Origin of the sequence: Flavobacterium sp. Root420, assembly GCF_001427905.1 — a bacterium.
In the GTDB taxonomy this organism is placed as follows: Bacteria; Bacteroidota; Bacteroidia; order Flavobacteriales; family Flavobacteriaceae; genus Flavobacterium.
Map to the genome: position 1 here is coordinate 623,381 of NZ_LMEF01000029.1, position 19,280 is coordinate 642,660.

Genomic DNA, 19,280 nt, shown 5'->3' on the forward strand with positions numbered 1-19,280 from the left:
TATTTTAGAACTTCGTCTGAAATTTTAACGAATTAATTTAATATTAACCTTTAACCTACTAAATACAATGCGACACTTTAACTATATTGCTGTTTTTTCGAGCGCTTTACTAATTGCATGTAGCTGCTCTAACGATAATCCTGCTACAAATCCAGATCCGGGAACTCCTACTAGTCCGGTAGAAAATAATCCGGCTAATACAACTTATACTCCTGCTTTTTCAGGACAAACACGAATTGGCGGTTTGCAAACCAATACCAGTTACGAAGGAAAAGTTATTACTTCAGCACTAACTGCTCCCTGGGGTGTTAAAAGTCTTCCCGATGGAAGGTTACTGATTACCCAAAAGGCAGGAACGATGCGTATTGTTACTGTTGCCGGAGAGGTAAGTGCTCCAATTACAGGTATTCCAACTGTAAATCCGGCAGGGCAGGGAGGATTGTTAGGATTATGTCTTGATCCTGAATTTTCGTCAAACCGAATGATTTACTGGGTTTTTTCTGAAGCATCAACAGGAGGAAATCAAACTTCAGTTGCCAAAGGAAAATTATCTGCAGATGAAAAAACAATAGAAGGGGCAGTTGTAATTTATCGCGCTAATCCTGCAAATCCAAGTGATTTACATTATGGTGGGCGTATACTTTTTGACCAAACAGGAAATTTGATTGTAAGTACAGGAGAACGCTCTGTATTACAAACCAGACCATTGGCACAATCTGTTACAGCAGCATTGGGAAAAGTAATCAGGATAACTAAAAACGGACAAGCGGCAGCAGGAAATCCAACTTTTACGCAAGCCGGAGCTTTACCGGAGTTATATTCTATTGGTCACAGGAATCCGCAAGGATTGGCAATTAATCCCGTTACCAACGAAATCTGGCTGTCTGAACACGGACCAAGAGGTGGCGATGAAATTAACCGTCTGAAAGCAGGTGCTAATTATGGTTGGCCAACTATTACATACGGAATCGAATACAGCGGGGAAAAAGTTGGAGCAGGAATTCAAAAACAAGACGGTATGGAACAACCTGTTTATTATTGGGATCCTGTGGTATCTCCTAGCGGAATGACTTTTTACACCGGAAATCGTGTTCCTGAATGGCAAAACAACCTTTTTATTGGGGCATTAAGTGGTATGCATATTGTTCGCCTGGCTATAGAAAATAATAAAGTGATTGGAGAAGAAAGACTTCTTGCCGGCGAAGGACAACGTTTTAGAGATATTACACAAGGAAATGATGGTGCGTTATATGCAGTTACAGATCAGGGCCGACTTTACAAAATTGACAAGAAATAATACTGAATCATATAAAAACAGAAATGGCGCTTTTTAAGTGCCATTTTTTGTTGTATCAATTAGTGTGAATTTTTTTGAATTTTTGTAGTCACTTTGGGGCTAAATAAGCATTAGTTAACAAAGCGATAGTTAAGGAAATAGCATAAACTGCAGTAGCTGTAAAGGCAAAAATAATATGTGCAGCAAATAATTGTATATAAAAGCCTCTAAAATTAATGGGAGGTTGGTAGTGTGATATCTTAAAAAAAATCATCCAACTGATGATACTTATAATACCGCTTACAACACCTAATAAAAAAGCATCTGAAAAGGATAATTGTTAATATATTTTGTGCCCATAAATAATGATATACAGTTACAAAAATTAGCCCGATACCATAATGAAACAACCAACTCAACGTGTTTTTGGAAGCATTTGAGAGATTAATTCCCCAATTATGCAAGAAGTAATTTAGCAATAGAGGCTCTTTGAATAATTCTCTAAAGCTTGCTGAAACTGCATAACTAAATAAGGTCATAGCCGATGTTGCGGCAATTGAAACTATTATTATCTGAAGAATAATATAAAGATCCATACCAGGTTACTTTTTGAATACTTAAATGAATGTGTTTCATCTATTGTCATTGATTATTTGAAAATACATGAAACACATCAATTATTATTAAGTACTCGCAATTGGATCATTATCTATTTGGTTTTCTTTTTCTTCTTCCTTATTTTCATTGGTTTTAGAAACAGGAGAATCTGAATACTTCTTATAACATCCGATGGCTAGTAACGGAATAGCGCCTTTTGCAAAGAGTGAACTGGCTAGACCTTTTCCTGCCAGTTTTAAAGTTGCAGCCAGAAACAAAGAGCCGGCTCCGGCACAAAGGAACGTGTTTGATGAAAGGCCTGAAAATTTATTTTCTAAGGTTTCTCCAATATTGCCCATGTTTTCGGGATTAAAAATATTTTCCATGATTTTAGACTTATAAGTTAGAAATAGTTTGTTTAATCAACTTTTGACGAATCTTTATTACCGATATTCTGTTCTTCTCTGTCCAGATCCGGATTATTAAGATGATCGCCTTCCAGATCATTAAGATTATTGTCTGCAAGATCATTATCATCTGCATCTTCGTTTTCATAGAGATCATCGATATCCGGATTTCCGTCATCATAAGCATTTGGATCGCCTTTGTCAAGATTATTTTGATCATCGTATGTTTCTTCTTCCCGATCTTCTTCTAAGGCGTCTAAAAATTCCTGGTCTAAATTATCCTGATCGTTTGTGATCGAATCTTCTTCATTAACGATTTCCTCATTAGGATCATAATCAGTGTCGGTTTTATTGCTTTCGTATTGATCAACATAACTAGAATTTTCATCTACCTGAGGATTTGTAACTGCTGATTCGCTAAAATGAAAATCACGGTCAGGCTGACCGTAATTTTCCGGATTTTCTGTTCTCATATTTGAGTTTTTTGTTTAAAAAAAATTAATTTTTTTTCGAAGCTGATTTTTTATCAGCGGTATTTGATTTTGTACTACTTTTTGAAGTACTTCCTTTAGCATCAGATTTTCTATCTGAAGTTTTTGCACTTGTAGTGCTGCTGCTTTTTTGATTTGAAGTGTTCATGATAATAATTAGTTTTAATTAATAAATAGGTTTACAAAAATAGAATCACTAAAAAAATATAATAATTTGCATTTTTATAATTTTCAGATGTTTTGTTTTGAATATGAAAATGTATTTTCTGATATCAGCCCGGAAATTCCAGTGAACTCCGGTGCAGTTTTACTAATTCTTATTCATGATAAAAAAAGTTATTAGGATACCAGAAGTACAAAATCAATTCTAAAACAGTCTTGAATTATAAATTCATTGTAAGTGATCTAATGTTTGTAATTCAAATTTAAAACTGTACAGATCGTTTTCTTTACAAAATTTCAGTTTGTAATTGTATAATTATCAGTGTTTTGGTGAAGTTGTTTAAAAAAAGCGGTTTGGTTTAAATTCAGGAATACTTCACTTAAAGCCAAAAAAAAGATGCTGATATGAAGTAGCACCTTTTTATGTATTAGGAGATAAAAAAAAATATTTTTACAAAGGGATGTAAACAGAAAATGTGCTGCCATGATTGATCTTACTTGTTCCGACAATAAATCCATGGTGATTGGATACAATTTTTTTAGCTATAGTTAAGCCAAGACCGCTTCCGCTATATTGATCGTTGCCGTGCAATCTGTAAAATGGATCAAAAATTTTCTCTTCAAAATCAGTATTAAATCCAATACCATTATCGATAACATTAATTTTTGCATAATTAATTTGCGGATCTCCACCAATTTTAACTATTTCTTCTTTCGATGGCTCTTCTGCTTCAATTTTAATTTGAGGTGTAACATCATCTTTTGTATACTTGACAGCATTCATAATTAAATTGACAAATAACTGCTGTATTTGATACGGAATAACATTTACCTGGGGTAGTGATGAAACCGTGATGAGCGCATTTCTTTCGGCTATCTGATCCTTTAAATCAGAAATAATCTTCTTAAAAAGTGTATTAAGATCAGTTCTTTTATATTCTTTCTCAATAAAATTAATTCTCGAATAACCGATAAGATCAGTAACTAACTGACTCATGTTTGAAGAAGCAATCCTGATTCGCTCAAGATTATGAAGGCTTGATTCTGTCAGGTTTTTTTCATTGTCGATAATTCGGTTAGAAAACATCTGAATCTTGCGTAGTGGTTCCTGTAAATCATGACTTGCTGCAGCACTAAAAGCTTCCAGCTCATTGTTATATTTTTGTAATTCCTGGTTCTTTTTGGTCAATAACGTATTGGTAGTCACCAAATCTGTTATATCTTCTATAGCCAGAAGTATCATACCGGCCGGTTGTGCATTTAAGATTTTGCGTGCGTTAACCATCATGATTTTTTTGCCTATTCCCGAGCAAACCGTATCTACTTTAAAATCGTGAACCGCTTCTTTTTCATCAAGCATTTTAAATAACAATTCCTTAAATTCTGGTATGTCCCAGTGACAGTCGCCAATTTCAAAAAAAGAATGTCCTTCTGTTTCTTTTTCAGTGGTTTCAAAATATTTATAAAATGCGGGATTGGCACTTTTTACAAAAAAATCCCTGTCGATAATCAATAACGGCTCACGAATCGTATCGATAATAGATTCAGAATAATTTCGCATCGAGATGAGTTGTTCCTGACGATCCATTAATTCGTCATTCACACATATTAATTCCTCGTTGTTTGACTGTAATTCCTCTGTAGAGGTTTCCAACTCCTCATTCATCGCCTGGAGCTCTTCGCTGCTGCTTAATAATTCTTCATTAGTAGTTTGCAGTTCTTCAAAGGCGGTTTGTTGTTCTTCACTTATTCTTTTGATGTCTTCCCGCATTTGCATCAACTCATTTTCGAGTTCTTTAATGCGAAGCTGATCAACGTTTTTACTTTTTATTTTATTTTCAGTATCAATATCGGGCAATGGTTTTTTAGCAAAAAGAATTAAATAATATTCTTCCTTATTAGGATTCGGAAGCAAAATCATTTCAAAAGAAACTAGATAAGGCTGGTTCTTAACCAGAATATTTTCTTTAATTACAGGTTCTGCTTCTTTTTTTAATTTAGTGAGGGCATTTCGCAATTCAAAACTAATACCATCCCGGGCCATTTTTAAAATATTAAAATTGGGTTTTCCCGGAGATTGAAGTAAAAAAGGACTTGTATCTCCATGGAAATGTACAATTTCAAGATGTTCATCAACAATGACACTTGCCGGAGTATATTTCGTAAATAAAATATCAGAAGCTGTTTTGAGAAAATCACTTGCCAGAGATTTCTTTTTATCTGATGCTTCTACTTTATCACGATTGCTGAGATTAACAGGTTTAAAGGCTTCTGGAATATAGCGTCCGGCTGCAAATTTACGGACATAAATTTTTTCATGCTTTCCAATAGGTTCAAATAAATTTTGTGCATTATTAACACTTTCAGACTTTCCAAGAAACAAAATTCCTTTGTCTTTTAGCGCATAATGGAAAGAGCTTAACACTTTATTTTGTAAAAAAGAATCCAGATAAATAAGCACATTACGACAAGAAACTAAATCAATTCTGGCAAAAGGCGGGTCTTTTATAAAGTTATGTACAGCAAAAATACACATATCACGAATCACTTTATTAATGTGATAATACCCATCTCTTTTAGTAAAATAATGGTTTAATCTGCTTTGCGAAACTTGTTGTATGTCTTGTGCCGAATAGATAGCAGTTCGCGCTTTGGCGATGCATTTTTCAGAAATATCAGAAGCAAAAATCTGAACTTTAATATCGCTATTTCTTTCGGCTAAATATTCATGCAGAGCTATTGCCAGTGAATATGCTTCTTCACCAGTTGCACATCCCGCAATCCAGATACGCAAATTATTATTAACGGTATTTTGAAGTAATTGAGGAAAAGCAAGTCTGGGTAAAGATTCAAAAAAGCTCTGATCCCTAAAAAAGTATGTTACAGGAATTAAAAAATCATTGAAAAGCGCATCTTGTTCTGATTTATCATTACGAAGATGATGGTAATAATCCTGTAAATTTTCTTTACGGTTTATTACCATTCGTCTTGCAATACGTCTTCTGATGGTGGGTTGCTTATAATGACGAAAATCATTTCCGGTTCTTAAAAAAATCAGGTTTATAATTTGCAGTAAAATTTCTTCTTCATTCTTTGGGAGATGTCCTTCTTCATTATAGGCAAGATTTGTCGTGTAACTCTTTCGTATTTCCAGTAGTTGTGCAGGCATAAGTTCTGGGGGCAACACATAGTCCACAATATCAGTATCTATGGCACTTTGTGGCATTCCCTTAAACTCAGCGGTTTCAGGATCCTGGGCCAGCGTTGCACCACCAATTTCCTTTATTTTTTTTAATCCAAAAGTTCCGTCAAAAGCGGTTCCGGAAAGAATAATACCAATGGCAAAACTTTGATGCACTTCTGCCAGCGAGTCAAAGAAAATATCAATGCTTTCATTTTTTCTTTCGTTCCGTGTTCGCTGATGCAATTTTAGAAGGCCATCTTCGGCTACAAGATTAGTGTTCTCGGGAATAATATAAATACGATCCGGTGCCAGATTAATATCATTTATAATCTCATAAACCGGTATCTCTGTGTATTGGGTTAAAATTTCGGGCAAACTACTAGGATGGTCAGGAGATAAGTGCTGCACAATTACATAAGCCATTCCAGAATCTGCAGGTATCGCTTTAATTAATCTCTTCATAGCATCCAATCCGCCTGCTGAGGCGCCAATGCCTACAACCGGGAAATTCTGCCCTGTTATTCTGGGGCGTTTTGTATCAGTAAGTTTCATCGCTTATGGTATCACTATATCAAAGATAAATGAAGTCTTTGATTATAAAAAAATAATGTAAAATTATTATGGAAAAGATGTAACCTTTAAATTATAAATATGTAAATAAATTGCTAAAATCTTTTTAAAATTTGTCTTATTACAAGATTTTTTAAAAAAAAATATAAATATTTAAAAATCAATATCATGAAGAATTTATTAATGACATTGGCCATGCTTCTTTTTGTTGGAACTGTCTCTGCACAGGAAACTCCTAAAACAACTAAAAAAGCTAAAACGAGTACAGACACGATTTTAAAAAGTAACCGTACCACAAAATCTTCTACACATAAGACAGATTCGGTTAAAACAAAGCATCCTGTTACTAAAAAGAAAAGCAGTACAAGACCTACAACTGCAATTGATACCATAAAACCAGAAAAATAATGGAAAATCAAATTGTAGAAAATGAAAAGAGCCTGTGTAATACGGGCTTTTTTATTGAATTCATTACCTGTAAATTAATTGATTTGAAAAATCAATTATAAAATACTTCTTAATATGTTCTTGAGGTCATTAAAATTACTGGGTTTAGTTAAATAATCTTTAGCATCGAGTATTTTTGCCAAATTTGCTGATATCGGAGCTGTTGAAAATATAATAACAGGAATATTTTTAAGAGTATCTCTTTTTTTTATTTCTGCCAAAAGTTCAATACCGCTCATCATTGGCATATTAATATCAAGGAAAATCAAGTCCGGTTTTATTTCTCTGTCAACTAATTTTTGTAAAGCTTCAATCGGATTATGAAGTGCCATATATGCAGCAGTTGACACTCCTTCCAGCGCCTGCTGAAAGAATTCGCAATCGTCAAAATCATCATCAATTTGCAAAATATTTTTATACTTCATAAGCAGGTTATTTGGTTTGATTTTCTATCAGATGATCTTCTCGTAAATTTAAATCTTTTAAAGGTAATAAAATAGTTTATTGCGTTGTTTTTTTTATAAATTGTAAGATTTTATTGGTTTTTTAAATTGAAAAGATATTGAGAACTTGTTGTTAAACAAGTTCTCAATCTTCCATATTAAGTTTCATTATGATGGTCTGAAGAAACTTTTAAGGAATCCGAAGTTATGGTTGTTTTGGGTTTTGAATCTCTTCTATAATCTTCATCATCACAATGTTTGCTGCAACTCATTGCTGCAATAGTTAAAAATAATGCTCCTGTTATGATTTTTAAATTTAAATTTTTCATAGCAAAATATAAGTTAAGTTACTGATTTTTTATAAAAATAAATGGCTAACAAAAGACGATTTTATATAATTTTTGTATTTCGTTACATAATTCCCATGTTCGACGAAATGCACATTATTTTTAGTAAATTTCTACAACAGAAAAACAAATTGGTTCTACCAATAAAAAATGAAACAGAAGGATGAGGAGTTTTGTAAAATCGAATCGAAGTTATAATGTAAAATAGAAGCTCAAATTATTCAGAAAATGAAAATAGGGTTGCAATTTTAACAAGTGCTATTACAATCAATATGCTTTTTTTTTAATTGATTACATTATATTTTTATTTTCAAATTCAATTTGATATTCATATTTATAAGCATATCAAATAGTGAGAAAACTATTTTTAATTTTAAAAAATTAGAATTATTGAAAGAACTTTACACATTAGAAATGACAAATAAACGCATAGCGTATAGTAATATACTACAAATTGATGATGATTCAGATGATTGTGAATTATTCATGGAAGCACTAGAAGCAGTATCTGCCGCTAACTACACTGCTATTTATGATCCGGTCGAAGCATTGCGAAAATTGATACAGAAGGAAATTAACCCCGATGTTATCTTTCTTGATCTTAACATGCCCATTATGTCAGGACTTGAATTTATGACTGAGATTAAAAAGGAGGAAGGATTAAAAGAAATCCCCATCATTATCTTTTCGACTTCGCAATTAGATGATATTATTGATGAGGCCAAATCGTATGGAGCCCATGATTATATATCCAAGCCAAATAATTTTAATGACTTAAAACAAATTTTAAGTCAATATATTTTTTCAGTATAGAAGTTATTAATTATACTATTATTGTAGCTCTAAAAGGTTCAGCAGTGCAAATGATGCTAAGAAAATATTCAGGAAAGATTTTATTATTTTTATTGGATAATCGAGTGCCAAATGGTGTATATGGTCCTTTAATTGTAATTAGATGAAATTATCTACCCAAATTCTAGTTGCCTTTACCCTTGTGATTTTGTTGTCCATTGCGGACTCATACACGAATTATATGTTATCAAAAAAGGTGCAGCTTAACTCGCAGTTTCTGGCCAGATCTGAAGAGATTATTCGTAATTCTAATAAAACCCATAAAGCTATAATCGAAATGCAAAGCGCTTTTCGAGGTTTTTTGCTTACTGATGATTATACTTTTCTGGATTCGTACTTTATCGGACTCAAAAGAGTCCCTTCATTAATCAAAGAGCAGCAACTTCGCATTGGAAATAATAATGACCAGCGTGCCACATTAGATTCGATTAGTACACTTCATACTAATTGGGTTCGCTATTCTGATGAATTGATAAAATCCAGAAAAGAAATGCCGGATTCGTATAAAACGTTATTCAATACTTCCCTAAAAAGGTATGTTGGAAAAAAAATAAATGACGCTATTTCCGAAAAATTTTCCCGATTCGATAAAACCGAATATAAAAAAAGGAAGCATCATACAGAAATATTACTCACTTCTTTGAGATATGCGCATACTTTTTCATTTATTTTCCTAACGCTAACTGTCATCGTTGGGTTGTTAAGTACTATCTTTATTATGTATGTCACCAACAAAAGAATTAATTCGATGGTTCGTCTTGCCGAGAATATTTCCAAAGGAAATTTTACTATAGTTAAGGATACCAGAAACGATGAACTGACTGCCCTGGCAACGTCACTAAACAGAATGTCAGGAAAACTTGATAAAAATATTCATGAGCTGAAAAACAGAAATGCCGAGCTCAATAAATTTGCCTATGCCGTTTCTCATGATCTTAAAGCACCTATTCGTGGTATTCATAATGTGGTAAGCTGGATAGAAGAAGATATGGAAAACGAGTTATCGCCAGAATTGAAAAGATACCTCCGGATTATTCCGCAAAAAACAAGACGCATGGAAGCGCTTATTAATGGCTTGCTGGATTATGCCCGTCTAAACTTAAAAACACCTTCAGAATATATCGATACTAACGCTTTGGTACATGAAATCGCCGATTCGATCGTTCCTCGAAATTTCAAACTCGAAATAGGGAACCTTCCGTATTTATTTACAGAAAGAATTAAACTGGAACAGGTTTTTGCCAATTTGATTAGTAATGCCGTAAAATATACGCCACAGGAAGAGGGCTTGATTCAGATCAGTTGTGTCACATTTGATGGTGTGCATGAATTTTCGGTAAAAGATAACGGAATTGGTATTGCAGGGGAATATCACCAGAAAATATTCGAAATATTTCAGACACTTCGGGAACAAAATGAACAGGAAAGTACCGGAGTTGGTCTTGCGATTGTAAAAAAAATAATTGATGATCAACAGGAGAGTATAATAGTTAAATCGAAGTTGGGCGAAGGTGCCGAATTCATTTTTACATGGAGAAATAATTAAGTTATGAAAAAGCCAACCATTTTATTAGTTGAAGATGACGAACTGGATGTGATTAGCGTAGAGCGATCCCTGAAAAAACTGGATAGTGAATATGTACTATACACCGTTTATAATGGAATTGAAGCATTAAAAATACTCAGAGATCCTGAAACAGGATTAGTTCCCGATGTAATTTTGCTGGATATTAATATGCCAAGAATGAACGGAATAGAATTTTTGAAAGTGGTAAGAGAAGATAAAAAATTAAGGGATTTAAAGGTTTTTATTATGACAACATCCTCAGAAGGAAATGATCGTACTGCAGCAGAAAGATTGGGGATATCAGGTTATATTATAAAACCTTTGAATTACAATGATAATACAAAACGTTCTGATTCTATGGACGCCTTTGTGCAATTTCATTTAAGGAAAATATTGTTTGATGACGGTATATAACAAAGTGTTTTTATAGTAAAAAACAGTAGATTAGTAAAAAATTAAGGGGCAGATTTTTTAAATCATTCGATAAAAGTTGGGAATATGAAAAATAAAAAAGAAATTATAACGACAGAATCTCCGGATGTTCTTGAGTTTCCGATTGTTTTGCCAGAAAAACCTTCAAAAGCAAGGGGCAAAAAAGTAGATGCTGAGGAATCTATTTTGACTGATGCAGAGTTTTTAAAGATTTTGTTGAAAGTCAAAAATGGTAATTTCACTCAGCGTTTCCCAACGGATCAGAATGGAATTAAAAGATCAATTTGCGATACCTTGAATGAAATCATTGATCTGAACGAACGCATGGTTTTTGAGTTTCAGAAAGTGGGTAAAAGTATTGGTAAACAAGGAAAACTGACCAATAGAGTTGCCCTTGATGGCGCAAGAGGTTCCTGGAGCTCCTGCGTTGATTCGGTAAATACACTGATTTCGGATCTTGTGCATCCAACTATCGAAATTGCCCACGTAATTACCTCGGTGGCTAAAGGGAATTTATCTCAGGAAATGCCGCTTTCTATTGAAGGGAACCCGCTTCAGGGAGAATTCCTCAGAATTGCAAAAGAGGTAAACGGAATGGTGAAACAGCTGAACCTGTTTTCGATGGAGGTTACCCGTGTAGCACGTGAGGTAGGTACAGAAGGAAAACTGGGAGGTCAGGCAAAAGTAAGAGGTGTTGGAGGGGTTTGGAAAGATTTGACTGACTCTGTAAATAAGATGGCTAGTAACCTTACCGGACAGGTACGTAATATTGCAGATGTGACAACCGCGGTAGCAAAAGGAGATTTATCCAAAAAAATTACCGTTGACGTAAAAGGAGAAATCTTAGAACTAAAAAATACCATCAATACGATGGTGGATCAGCTGAACTCCTTTTCTTCTGAGGTAACCCGTGTGGCGAGAGAGGTAGGAACCGAAGGAAAACTGGGAGGCCAGGCGCAGGTAAAAGGAGTTGGGGGAACCTGGAAAGATTTAACCGATTCGGTAAATCAGATGGCGTCGAATTTAACGGGCCAGGTACGTAATATTGCCGATGTAACCACTGCGGTAGCTAAGGGAGATTTATCCAAAAAAATTACCGTAGACGTAAAAGGGGAAATCTTAGAATTGAAAAACACCATCAACACGATGGTGGATCAGCTCAACTCGTTTTCTTCTGAGGTTACGCGTGTGGCGGTAGAGGTTGGATCCGAAGGAAAACTGGGAGGTCAGGCAAAAGTAAGAGGAGTTGGGGGAGTTTGGAAAGATTTAACCGATTCGGTAAACCAGATGGCATCGAATCTGACAGGTCAGGTACGTAATATCGCCGAGGTAACAACCGCCGTGGCAAAAGGAGATTTATCTAAAAAAATTACAGTAAACGTAGCTGGAGAAATATTAGAATTAAAAAATACGATCAATACGATGGTGGATCAGCTGAACTCTTTTGGTGCCGAGGTAACCCGTGTGGCGAGAGAGGTAGGTTCAGAAGGAAAACTGGGAGGTCAGGCAAAAGTAAAAGGGGTTGGTGGAACCTGGAAAGATTTAACCGATTCAGTAAACCAGATGGCATCGAACTTAACGGGGCAGGTACGTAATATTGCCGAGGTAACAACCGCGGTGGCCAATGGGGATTTATCGAAAAAGATTACGGCTGTGGCCGAAGGGGAAATTCTGGAGCTCAAGAAAACCATCAATACGATGGTGGATCAGCTGAACTCCTTTTCTTCTGAGGTTACGCGTGTGGCACTTGAGGTGGGTACCGAAGGAAAACTGGGAGGTCAGGCAAAAGTAAAAGGAGTTGGAGGAACCTGGAAAGATTTAACGGATTCTGTGAATCAGATGGCATCGAACTTAACAGGTCAGGTACGTAATATCGCAGAGGTAACCACAGCGGTAGCAAAAGGCGATTTATCGCGCCAGATTACCGTAGATACAAAAGGAGAAATCCTGGAGCTTAAAAACACCATTAATACGATGGTGGGTCAGCTGAACTCTTTTGCATCGGAGGTAACCCGTGTGGCGCGTGAGGTGGGTACCGAAGGAAAACTGGGAGGTCAGGCGCAGGTGGAAGGTGTTGGTGGAACCTGGAAAGATTTGACCGATTCGGTAAACCAGATGGCATCGAATTTAACGGGTCAGGTGCGTAACATTGCCGAGGTAACCACAGCGGTAGCAAAAGGGGATTTGTCATTACAAATTACAGTAGACGTAAAGGGAGAAATCCTGGAGCTTAAAAATACAATTAATACCATGGTGGATCAGCTTCGAGGCTTTGCTTCGGAGGTAACCCGTGTGTCAAGAGAGGTAGGAACAGAAGGAAAACTGGGAGGTCAGGCCAATGTGCCGGGAGTTGCCGGAACGTGGAAAGATTTAACGGATTCGGTGAACCAGATGGCAGGTAACCTTACCGCGCAGGTACGTAATATTGCCGATGTGGCGATTGCCGTGGCAAACGGGGATATGTCCCGAAAAATTACCGTTGACGTTCGTGGGGAAATTCTGCAGTTGAAAGAAACCCTCAATACAATGGTGGATCAGCTTCGTGAATTTGCCTCCGAGGTAACTCGTGTGGCGCGTGAGGTAGGAACCGAAGGAAAATTGGGGGGTCAGGCGAATGTACCGGGAGTTGCCGGAACCTGGAAAGATTTGACCGATTCGGTGAATCAGATGGCAGGTAACTTAACCACTCAGGTACGTAATATTGCAGAGGTAACGATCGCCGTTGCAAACGGGGATATGTCCAAAAAAATTACCGCCGACGTTCGTGGAGAAATCCTTCAATTAAAAGAAACGGTAAACACGATGGTGGATCAGCTTCGAAGTTTTGCTTCGGAGGTAACCCGTGTATCCAGAGAGGTAGGAACAGAAGGAAAACTGGGAGGGCAAGCCTTTGTACCGGGAGTTGCCGGAACGTGGAAAGATTTAACGGATTCGGTGAATCAGATGGCATCGAATTTAACAGGTCAGGTGCGTAATATTGCCGATGTAACCAAAGCCGTAGCCAATGGTGACCTTTCTAAACAAATTACCGTTGACGTAAAAGGAGAAATTCTGGATCTGAAAAATACCTTCAACACGATGGTGGAACAGCTGAATTCGTTTTCATCTGAGGTTACCCGTGTGGCGCGTGAGGTGGGTACCGAAGGAAAACTGGGAGGGCAATCTGAAGTAAAAGGGGTGGCCGGAACCTGGAAAGATTTAACGGATTCGGTGAACTTGATGGCTTCGAATTTAACATCACAGGTACGTGGAATTGCGAAAGTAGTAACCTCCGTTGCAAAAGGAAACCTAAAGCAAAAATTATCGATTGATGCCAAAGGAGAGGTGGCGCAATTAACCGATACGATCAACGAAATGATTGATACCCTGGCCACTTTCTCCGATCAGGTAACAACCGTGGCGCGTGAGGTAGGGGCAGAAGGAAAACTTGGAGGCCAGGCGAATGTACCGGGAGCTTCCGGAACCTGGAAAAACTTAACAGAAAACGTAAATCAGCTTGCGGCGAATTTAACCACTCAGGTGCGTGCAATTTCTGAGGTGGCTTCTGCGGTAACACAAGGAGATTTAACACGAACCATTGGTGTTGAAGCAAAAGGGGAGGTTGAGGCGCTTAAAGATACCATCAACCAAATGATCTCCAACCTGAAAGCAACCACTTTAAGAAATCAGGAACAAGACTGGCTGAAATCGAATTTAGCTAAATTCACCCAGATGCTTCAGGGGCAGAAAGAACTGAATTCGGTTACCAGAAAAATCCTTTCTGAGCTGGCAACAGTTGTAACAGCACAACACGGGCTCTTTTATATTTTGCAGGAAGATGAAAATTTTGAGGACTCAAAACTGAATCTGATTGCCTCTTATGCTTACATCAAAAGAAAAAATTCACCTACGCAATATGCAATGGGAGAAGGACTTATTGGTCAGGTAGCGATAGAAAAGGAAAGAATTATTCTGAGCAATGTGCCAAAAGACTATATCCGAATCAATTCAGGTTTGGGAGATGCCAAGCCACAGGACGTTATTATTCTACCGGTACTTTTTGAGGGACAACTAAAAGCCGTTATTGAGCTGGCTTCTTTGGATACTTTCAGTCAGACACACTTAGATTTCCTGGAAGGATTGACAGAAAGTATTGGTATTGTACTAAATACGATCGAATCGAACTCCAGAACCGAAGAACTTTTGGTACAATCTCAATCATTGGCAAGCGAATTAAAAAGCCAACAGGAGGTACTGAAAAACACCAACGAAGAGCTGGAAGAAAAAGCTTTCTTGCTGGCCAATCAAAAAGAAGAAGTAGAGCTTAAGAACCAAGAGGTAGAGGTAGCGAGAAAAGCTTTGGAAGAAAAAGCAGATCAGCTGACCTTAACATCCAAATATAAATCGGAATTCCTTGCCAATATGTCGCATGAGCTAAGAACTCCGCTGAATAGTTTACAGATCTTAGCCAACGAATTAATCGCCAACAGAGACGGAAACCTTTCCGAGAAACAAATTCAGTTTGCCAAAACGATCAATTCCTGTGGTGATGACTTAATTCAGTTGATCAATGACATTCTGGATCTTTCAAAAATCGAATCCGGTTATATTTCTGTGGATTACAATCCGATTAGTTTTGATGAAATCAGCCGATTTGTGGAGTCGACCTTTAATCCAATTGCAGAGGCCAAACATTTACGCTTTAAAATAAGCATGGATGCAGAACTTCCCGAACTCATTGAAACCGATTCACAACGATTGAACCAGATTTTAAAAAACTTGCTGTCGAACTCTTTTAAATTTACTGAAAAAGGCGAAGTACAATTAAAAATATACAAAGCCAATAACAATTGGAAAACGGCCAATCTTAGTCTGGATAAAGCAGAGGCTGTGGTTGCTTTTGAGATTTCGGATACCGGAATTGGAATTTCCAAAGAAAAACAAAACATCATATTTGAAGCTTTCCAACAAGCCGAAGGTTCAACCAGCCGTAAATACGGTGGAACTGGTTTGGGATTATCAATTAGCCGTGGGCTTTCTGATTTATTAGGAGGAAGTATCGAACTGGAAAGTGACATGAATATCGGAAGTAAATTCACCTTGTTCCTTCCATTGCAATATGTAGATATTTCTGAAATAGAAGATATTGAGGTAGAAGAAGAAGCTGATGTAAAAGGTCGTATAAAATCATTACCATCCGAGAAGTTTAATCGCTCTGATATTGATTTATTCTTTGTGGATGAAATAGGCGATGACAGAACAGATATTAAGCCTGGAGACAAAATATTACTGATTGCAGAGGATAATCTGACATTTGCCAAAATTATGCTCGAACAGGCGCATATCAACGGAATTAAGGCAATTGTAACCACTAAAGGAAACGATGTTGTAGATTTTATTAATCAGTTTCATCCGCACGCCATTACGATGGATTTAAACATGCCGGACACCAGTGGATGGAAAATTCTGGACCGACTAAAAACCGATTTTAACCTGCGCCATATTCCGGTTTATATTATTTCTGGTGAAGACGAGAGAAATAAAGGACTTAAACGTGGTGCGAGAAACTTTTTCTTAAAACCGGTTAAGAACGATTCACTGTCTTATCTTTTTAAAGATATTCATGACTTTAAGAATAAAAAGATAAAAAACCTGCTAGTAGTAGATGATAATGAACTTGAACTGAGCCGAATAATAAATGCTATTGATGGAGATGATATTACGATATCCAGCGCTAAAACGGCCTCAGAAGCAGTTGCATTAATACAGCAAAAATCATTTGATTGTATTATCTTAGATTTGGTTTTGCCAGATGCAGATGGTCTTGAGATCATTACGGATTTGGAGAATAATATTGCCGGACAGGAAACAGCTATTATTATACATTCGGCTGGCGATGTTACAAAAAAACAAAGACTAAAACTAAACAGATTCGCTCATAGTATCATTACGAAAAGTGCTGGTTCGATGGAGGAGCTGATTGACCAGACGGCTTTGTTTATGCATCGTGTTCATAAAGAGCTTCCTAATGAAATGAAAGAAATCATCGAATCGTTTTATTTGAAAGAGGATGTATTGCAGGGCAAAAAAGTTTTATTAGTGGATGATGATGTACGTAATCTTTTTGCACTAACAACAGCTCTGGAACGATATGGCCTGGATGTAATAAGTGCAGAAAGTGGTCAGGAAGCAATCGATATTCTGAATCAAAATAAAGATATAAATATTGTCCTGATGGATATTATGATGCCTGAAATGGATGGTTATGAAACGATGAAACGCATTCGAAAAGATGGCAAACATAAGGATCTTACCATTATTGCTGTAACCGCAAAAGCGATGAAAGGAGACAGACAGCGTTGTATAGAATCAGGAGCCTCAGATTATATGACCAAACCCGTAAATGTTGAGCAGTTGTCGTCGCTAATGCGCGTGTGGCTTAAATAATAATTTTATATTCAATGCAAAATAAGAATGGGAGACGCAATTAAAATCTTAATAGTCGATGACAAAAAAGAAAACCTACTTTCTCTACAAGTCATCCTGGCTGACCGTGGTTATCAGTTTGTTGAAGCAACATCAGGGAAAGATGCTTTGCGGATTCTGCTCAAAAACCAGGATTTTGCTATTATTCTCATGGATGTTCAAATGCCATTGATGGATGGTTTTGAAACAGCCGAATTAATTCGCCAAAGTGAAAAACTAAAACACGTTCCCATTATATTTCTAACCGCCAATATGAATACCAATGAATACATTTTCAAAGGGTATCAGTCCGGCGCGGTTGATTATATGATCAAACCTTTGTCGCCAGAAATTTTGCAGGCAAAAGTGATGGTTTTTACCGAATTGTTCCGAAAAAACCAGGAGTTAAGAAAGAAAGAAGAAGAAACCCATGCGCTTAATGAAATCATCCTAAAGACCCATAAAGAACTTGCCTCTCAATATGCAGCGATAGAAAAACATGCCGAAGAACTAAAAAAGAAAAACATGGAACTGGATGCTTTTACGTACATTTCAAGCCATGATCTTCAGGAACCACTACGAAAAATTCAGACTTTTGCAAATCTCATTATGTCTAATGAATATGGCAATTTATCAGAAGATGGAAAGGCAAAGTTCGACAGGATTCTTTATGCCTGCAACAGAATGCGGGAACTTATTAACAGCCTTCTTACGTTTTCCCGTGCCACACTTGTGGACAGAAGATTTGAAACCGTTGATCTCAATACGATAATTAACGATGTAAAAGAGGCGTTAAATGAAAATTTAAACGAAAAAGGAGCTACCATTGTCACTGATTTTCATGATACGGCCAAAGTAATCCCTTTTCAGTTTGTTCAGTTAATGGAGAACCTGATTCATAATGCCATCAAATTTGCCAAAACAGAAACTCCATTAGAGATCAATATAAAAAGCCGTTTGGTTTATGGTGTGGATTTGAAAATCGAAAACTTGTCGAGAGATGTCAATTATTGTCACATTAGTTTTGGAGATAACGGAATTGGTTTTGAACCACAACACAGCGAGAAAATTTTTGGTGTTTTCCAGAAATTACATGGAAGGGATTTGTACGAAGGAACCGGAATTGGACTGGCGATCGTAAAGAAAATTGTCGAAAATCATAATGGTCATATAAATGCTGTTGGCGAACCCATGCAAGGAGCAACTTTTAACATTTATATCCCTTGTTAATAATTGAATTCCTGTAATACTATTTTGGATTTATATAAAATTTAAAATGAGTAGTAAATTAATTTTAAGGTTCTGAAAATGAAAGGATTATTCTTTTGTTTGAAGTTTAATTTTAAAATCAATCGCTATGTATTTATCCATAAAAAATAGAATCGTTACATCAGTTTTTTGTTTGGCAATCAGTTTCGTAAACGCGCAGCAAAACGCAACAAATTCTAAATGTCGTTATAGTAAAACAGCTGAAGGATTTCTGCTCGTATTGCGCGAAGGGGATGATGTTATTGCTTCAATTGAAAAACTTGTTAAAGAGCAACAAATCCCTTCTGGAAATTTTACCGGAATTGGTTTTGCAGGGGAAGTTACTTTTGGCTTTTTCGACTTTAATCAGAAGAAGTATAATCCCAAAACATTTAACAAAGTAGAGATGGGGAGCCTTACTGGTTCCATTGCCTGGAGTGGGGGAAAACCTTCTTTGCATATCCATGGGGTTGCAACCGATGATCAGTTCCAAGCTTATGGCGGACATATTCTGGCACTTAAAGTCGGAACAGGTTCAATGGAAATTTATGTAACTGTAAATCAGGAAAAATTAGAAAGAAAAATGGAACAGCCATTAGGAGCAAATGTATTGCAATTGCCTTGTGTGAAAAATTAACGTATTAAATTTAAAGTTTAAAATCTTTTAGAGCTAAAGTATCTGGTATTTAGGTTTTTAGATTGACCCGATAAGCATATTACAACCACTAATTATGAAAAAAAAGCTTTTCATAATGGGAAAGTTTAGAAGAATATACTGCTGGCTGATGAAAATCAGTAATATAAAAGAACATT

General features: G+C 36.4%; 14 protein-coding genes. 8 read left to right on the top strand and 6 right to left on the bottom strand.

Going from position 1 to position 19,280, the window contains the following annotated elements; genetic code table 11:
• Positions 1 to 67: 67 nt before the first annotated feature.
• Positions 68 to 1,297 (top strand): PQQ-dependent sugar dehydrogenase, encoded by a 1,230-nt coding sequence (locus ASC72_RS16850; RefSeq protein ID WP_056193225.1) that lies wholly within the window; start codon positions 68 to 70, stop codon positions 1,295 to 1,297.
• Between the two features lie 662 nt (positions 1,298 to 1,959).
• Here ASC72_RS16850 and ASC72_RS16855 read toward each other — a convergent pair.
• The 4 genes from ASC72_RS16855 to ASC72_RS16865 form a co-directional block, all read right to left on the bottom strand.
• Positions 1,960 to 2,259 carry a hypothetical protein gene (locus tag ASC72_RS16855; RefSeq protein WP_056193229.1) on the bottom strand — a complete coding sequence of 100 codons (300 nt, stop codon included), beginning with the start codon at positions 2,257 to 2,259 and terminating at the stop codon, positions 1,960 to 1,962.
• A gap of 32 nt (positions 2,260 to 2,291) precedes the next feature.
• The gene (locus ASC72_RS16860) at positions 2,292 to 2,753 is read right to left on the bottom strand and encodes a hypothetical protein (protein ID WP_056193232.1); all 462 of its coding nucleotides are present in this window, start codon (positions 2,751 to 2,753) and stop codon (positions 2,292 to 2,294) included.
• Between the two features lie 25 nt (positions 2,754 to 2,778).
• The gene (locus ASC72_RS24145) at positions 2,779 to 2,919 is read right to left on the bottom strand and encodes a hypothetical protein (protein ID WP_157849289.1); all 141 of its coding nucleotides are present in this window, start codon (positions 2,917 to 2,919) and stop codon (positions 2,779 to 2,781) included.
• Positions 2,920 to 3,384: 465 nt separating this feature from the next.
• Complete coding sequence (locus ASC72_RS16865) at positions 3,385 to 6,669, bottom strand: CheR family methyltransferase (protein ID WP_056193235.1); 3,285 nt, start codon at positions 6,667 to 6,669, stop codon at positions 3,385 to 3,387.
• Positions 6,670 to 6,855: 186 nt separating this feature from the next.
• On the opposite strand from ASC72_RS16865, the gene ASC72_RS16870 reads away from it, so the two are divergent.
• Positions 6,856 to 7,095, top strand: a complete 240-nt coding sequence (locus ASC72_RS16870; protein WP_056193240.1) for a hypothetical protein — start codon at positions 6,856 to 6,858, stop codon at positions 7,093 to 7,095.
• Between the two features lie 95 nt (positions 7,096 to 7,190).
• On the opposite strand, the gene ASC72_RS16875 is transcribed toward ASC72_RS16870, so the two are convergent.
• A complete protein-coding gene (locus ASC72_RS16875; RefSeq protein WP_056193241.1) occupies positions 7,191 to 7,559 on the bottom strand; it encodes a response regulator in 369 nt (122 codons plus the stop codon).
• A 176-nt stretch (positions 7,560 to 7,735) separates the two neighbouring features.
• Positions 7,736 to 7,906: a hypothetical protein gene (locus ASC72_RS24150; protein WP_157849290.1), complete on the bottom strand. Its 171-nt coding sequence runs from the start codon at positions 7,904 to 7,906 to the stop codon at positions 7,736 to 7,738.
• A gap of 408 nt (positions 7,907 to 8,314) precedes the next feature.
• On the opposite strand from ASC72_RS24150, the gene ASC72_RS16880 reads away from it, so the two are divergent.
• From ASC72_RS16880 to ASC72_RS16905, 6 genes are all read left to right on the top strand, one after another.
• A complete protein-coding gene (locus ASC72_RS16880; RefSeq protein ID WP_131725834.1) occupies positions 8,315 to 8,737 on the top strand; it encodes a response regulator in 423 nt (140 codons plus the stop codon).
• A gap of 142 nt (positions 8,738 to 8,879) precedes the next feature.
• Positions 8,880 to 10,322 carry an ATP-binding protein gene (locus ASC72_RS16885; RefSeq protein WP_056193247.1) on the top strand — a complete coding sequence of 481 codons (1,443 nt, stop codon included), beginning with the start codon at positions 8,880 to 8,882 and terminating at the stop codon, positions 10,320 to 10,322.
• Positions 10,323 to 10,325: 3 nt separating this feature from the next.
• Positions 10,326 to 10,757, top strand: a complete 432-nt coding sequence (locus ASC72_RS16890; RefSeq protein ID WP_082564337.1) for a response regulator — start codon at positions 10,326 to 10,328, stop codon at positions 10,755 to 10,757.
• 84 nt (positions 10,758 to 10,841) lie between these two features.
• Positions 10,842 to 17,201 (top strand): HAMP domain-containing protein, encoded by a 6,360-nt coding sequence (locus ASC72_RS16895; protein WP_082564338.1) that lies wholly within the window; start codon positions 10,842 to 10,844, stop codon positions 17,199 to 17,201.
• 27 nt (positions 17,202 to 17,228) lie between these two features.
• On the top strand, positions 17,229 to 18,449 hold the full coding sequence (locus tag ASC72_RS16900; RefSeq protein ID WP_056193250.1) for a response regulator: 1,221 nt from the start codon (positions 17,229 to 17,231) through the stop codon (positions 18,447 to 18,449).
• 127 nt (positions 18,450 to 18,576) lie between these two features.
• Positions 18,577 to 19,104, top strand: a complete 528-nt coding sequence (locus ASC72_RS16905; RefSeq protein ID WP_056193253.1) for a PPC domain-containing DNA-binding protein — start codon at positions 18,577 to 18,579, stop codon at positions 19,102 to 19,104.
• Positions 19,105 to 19,280 lie beyond the last annotated feature (176 nt).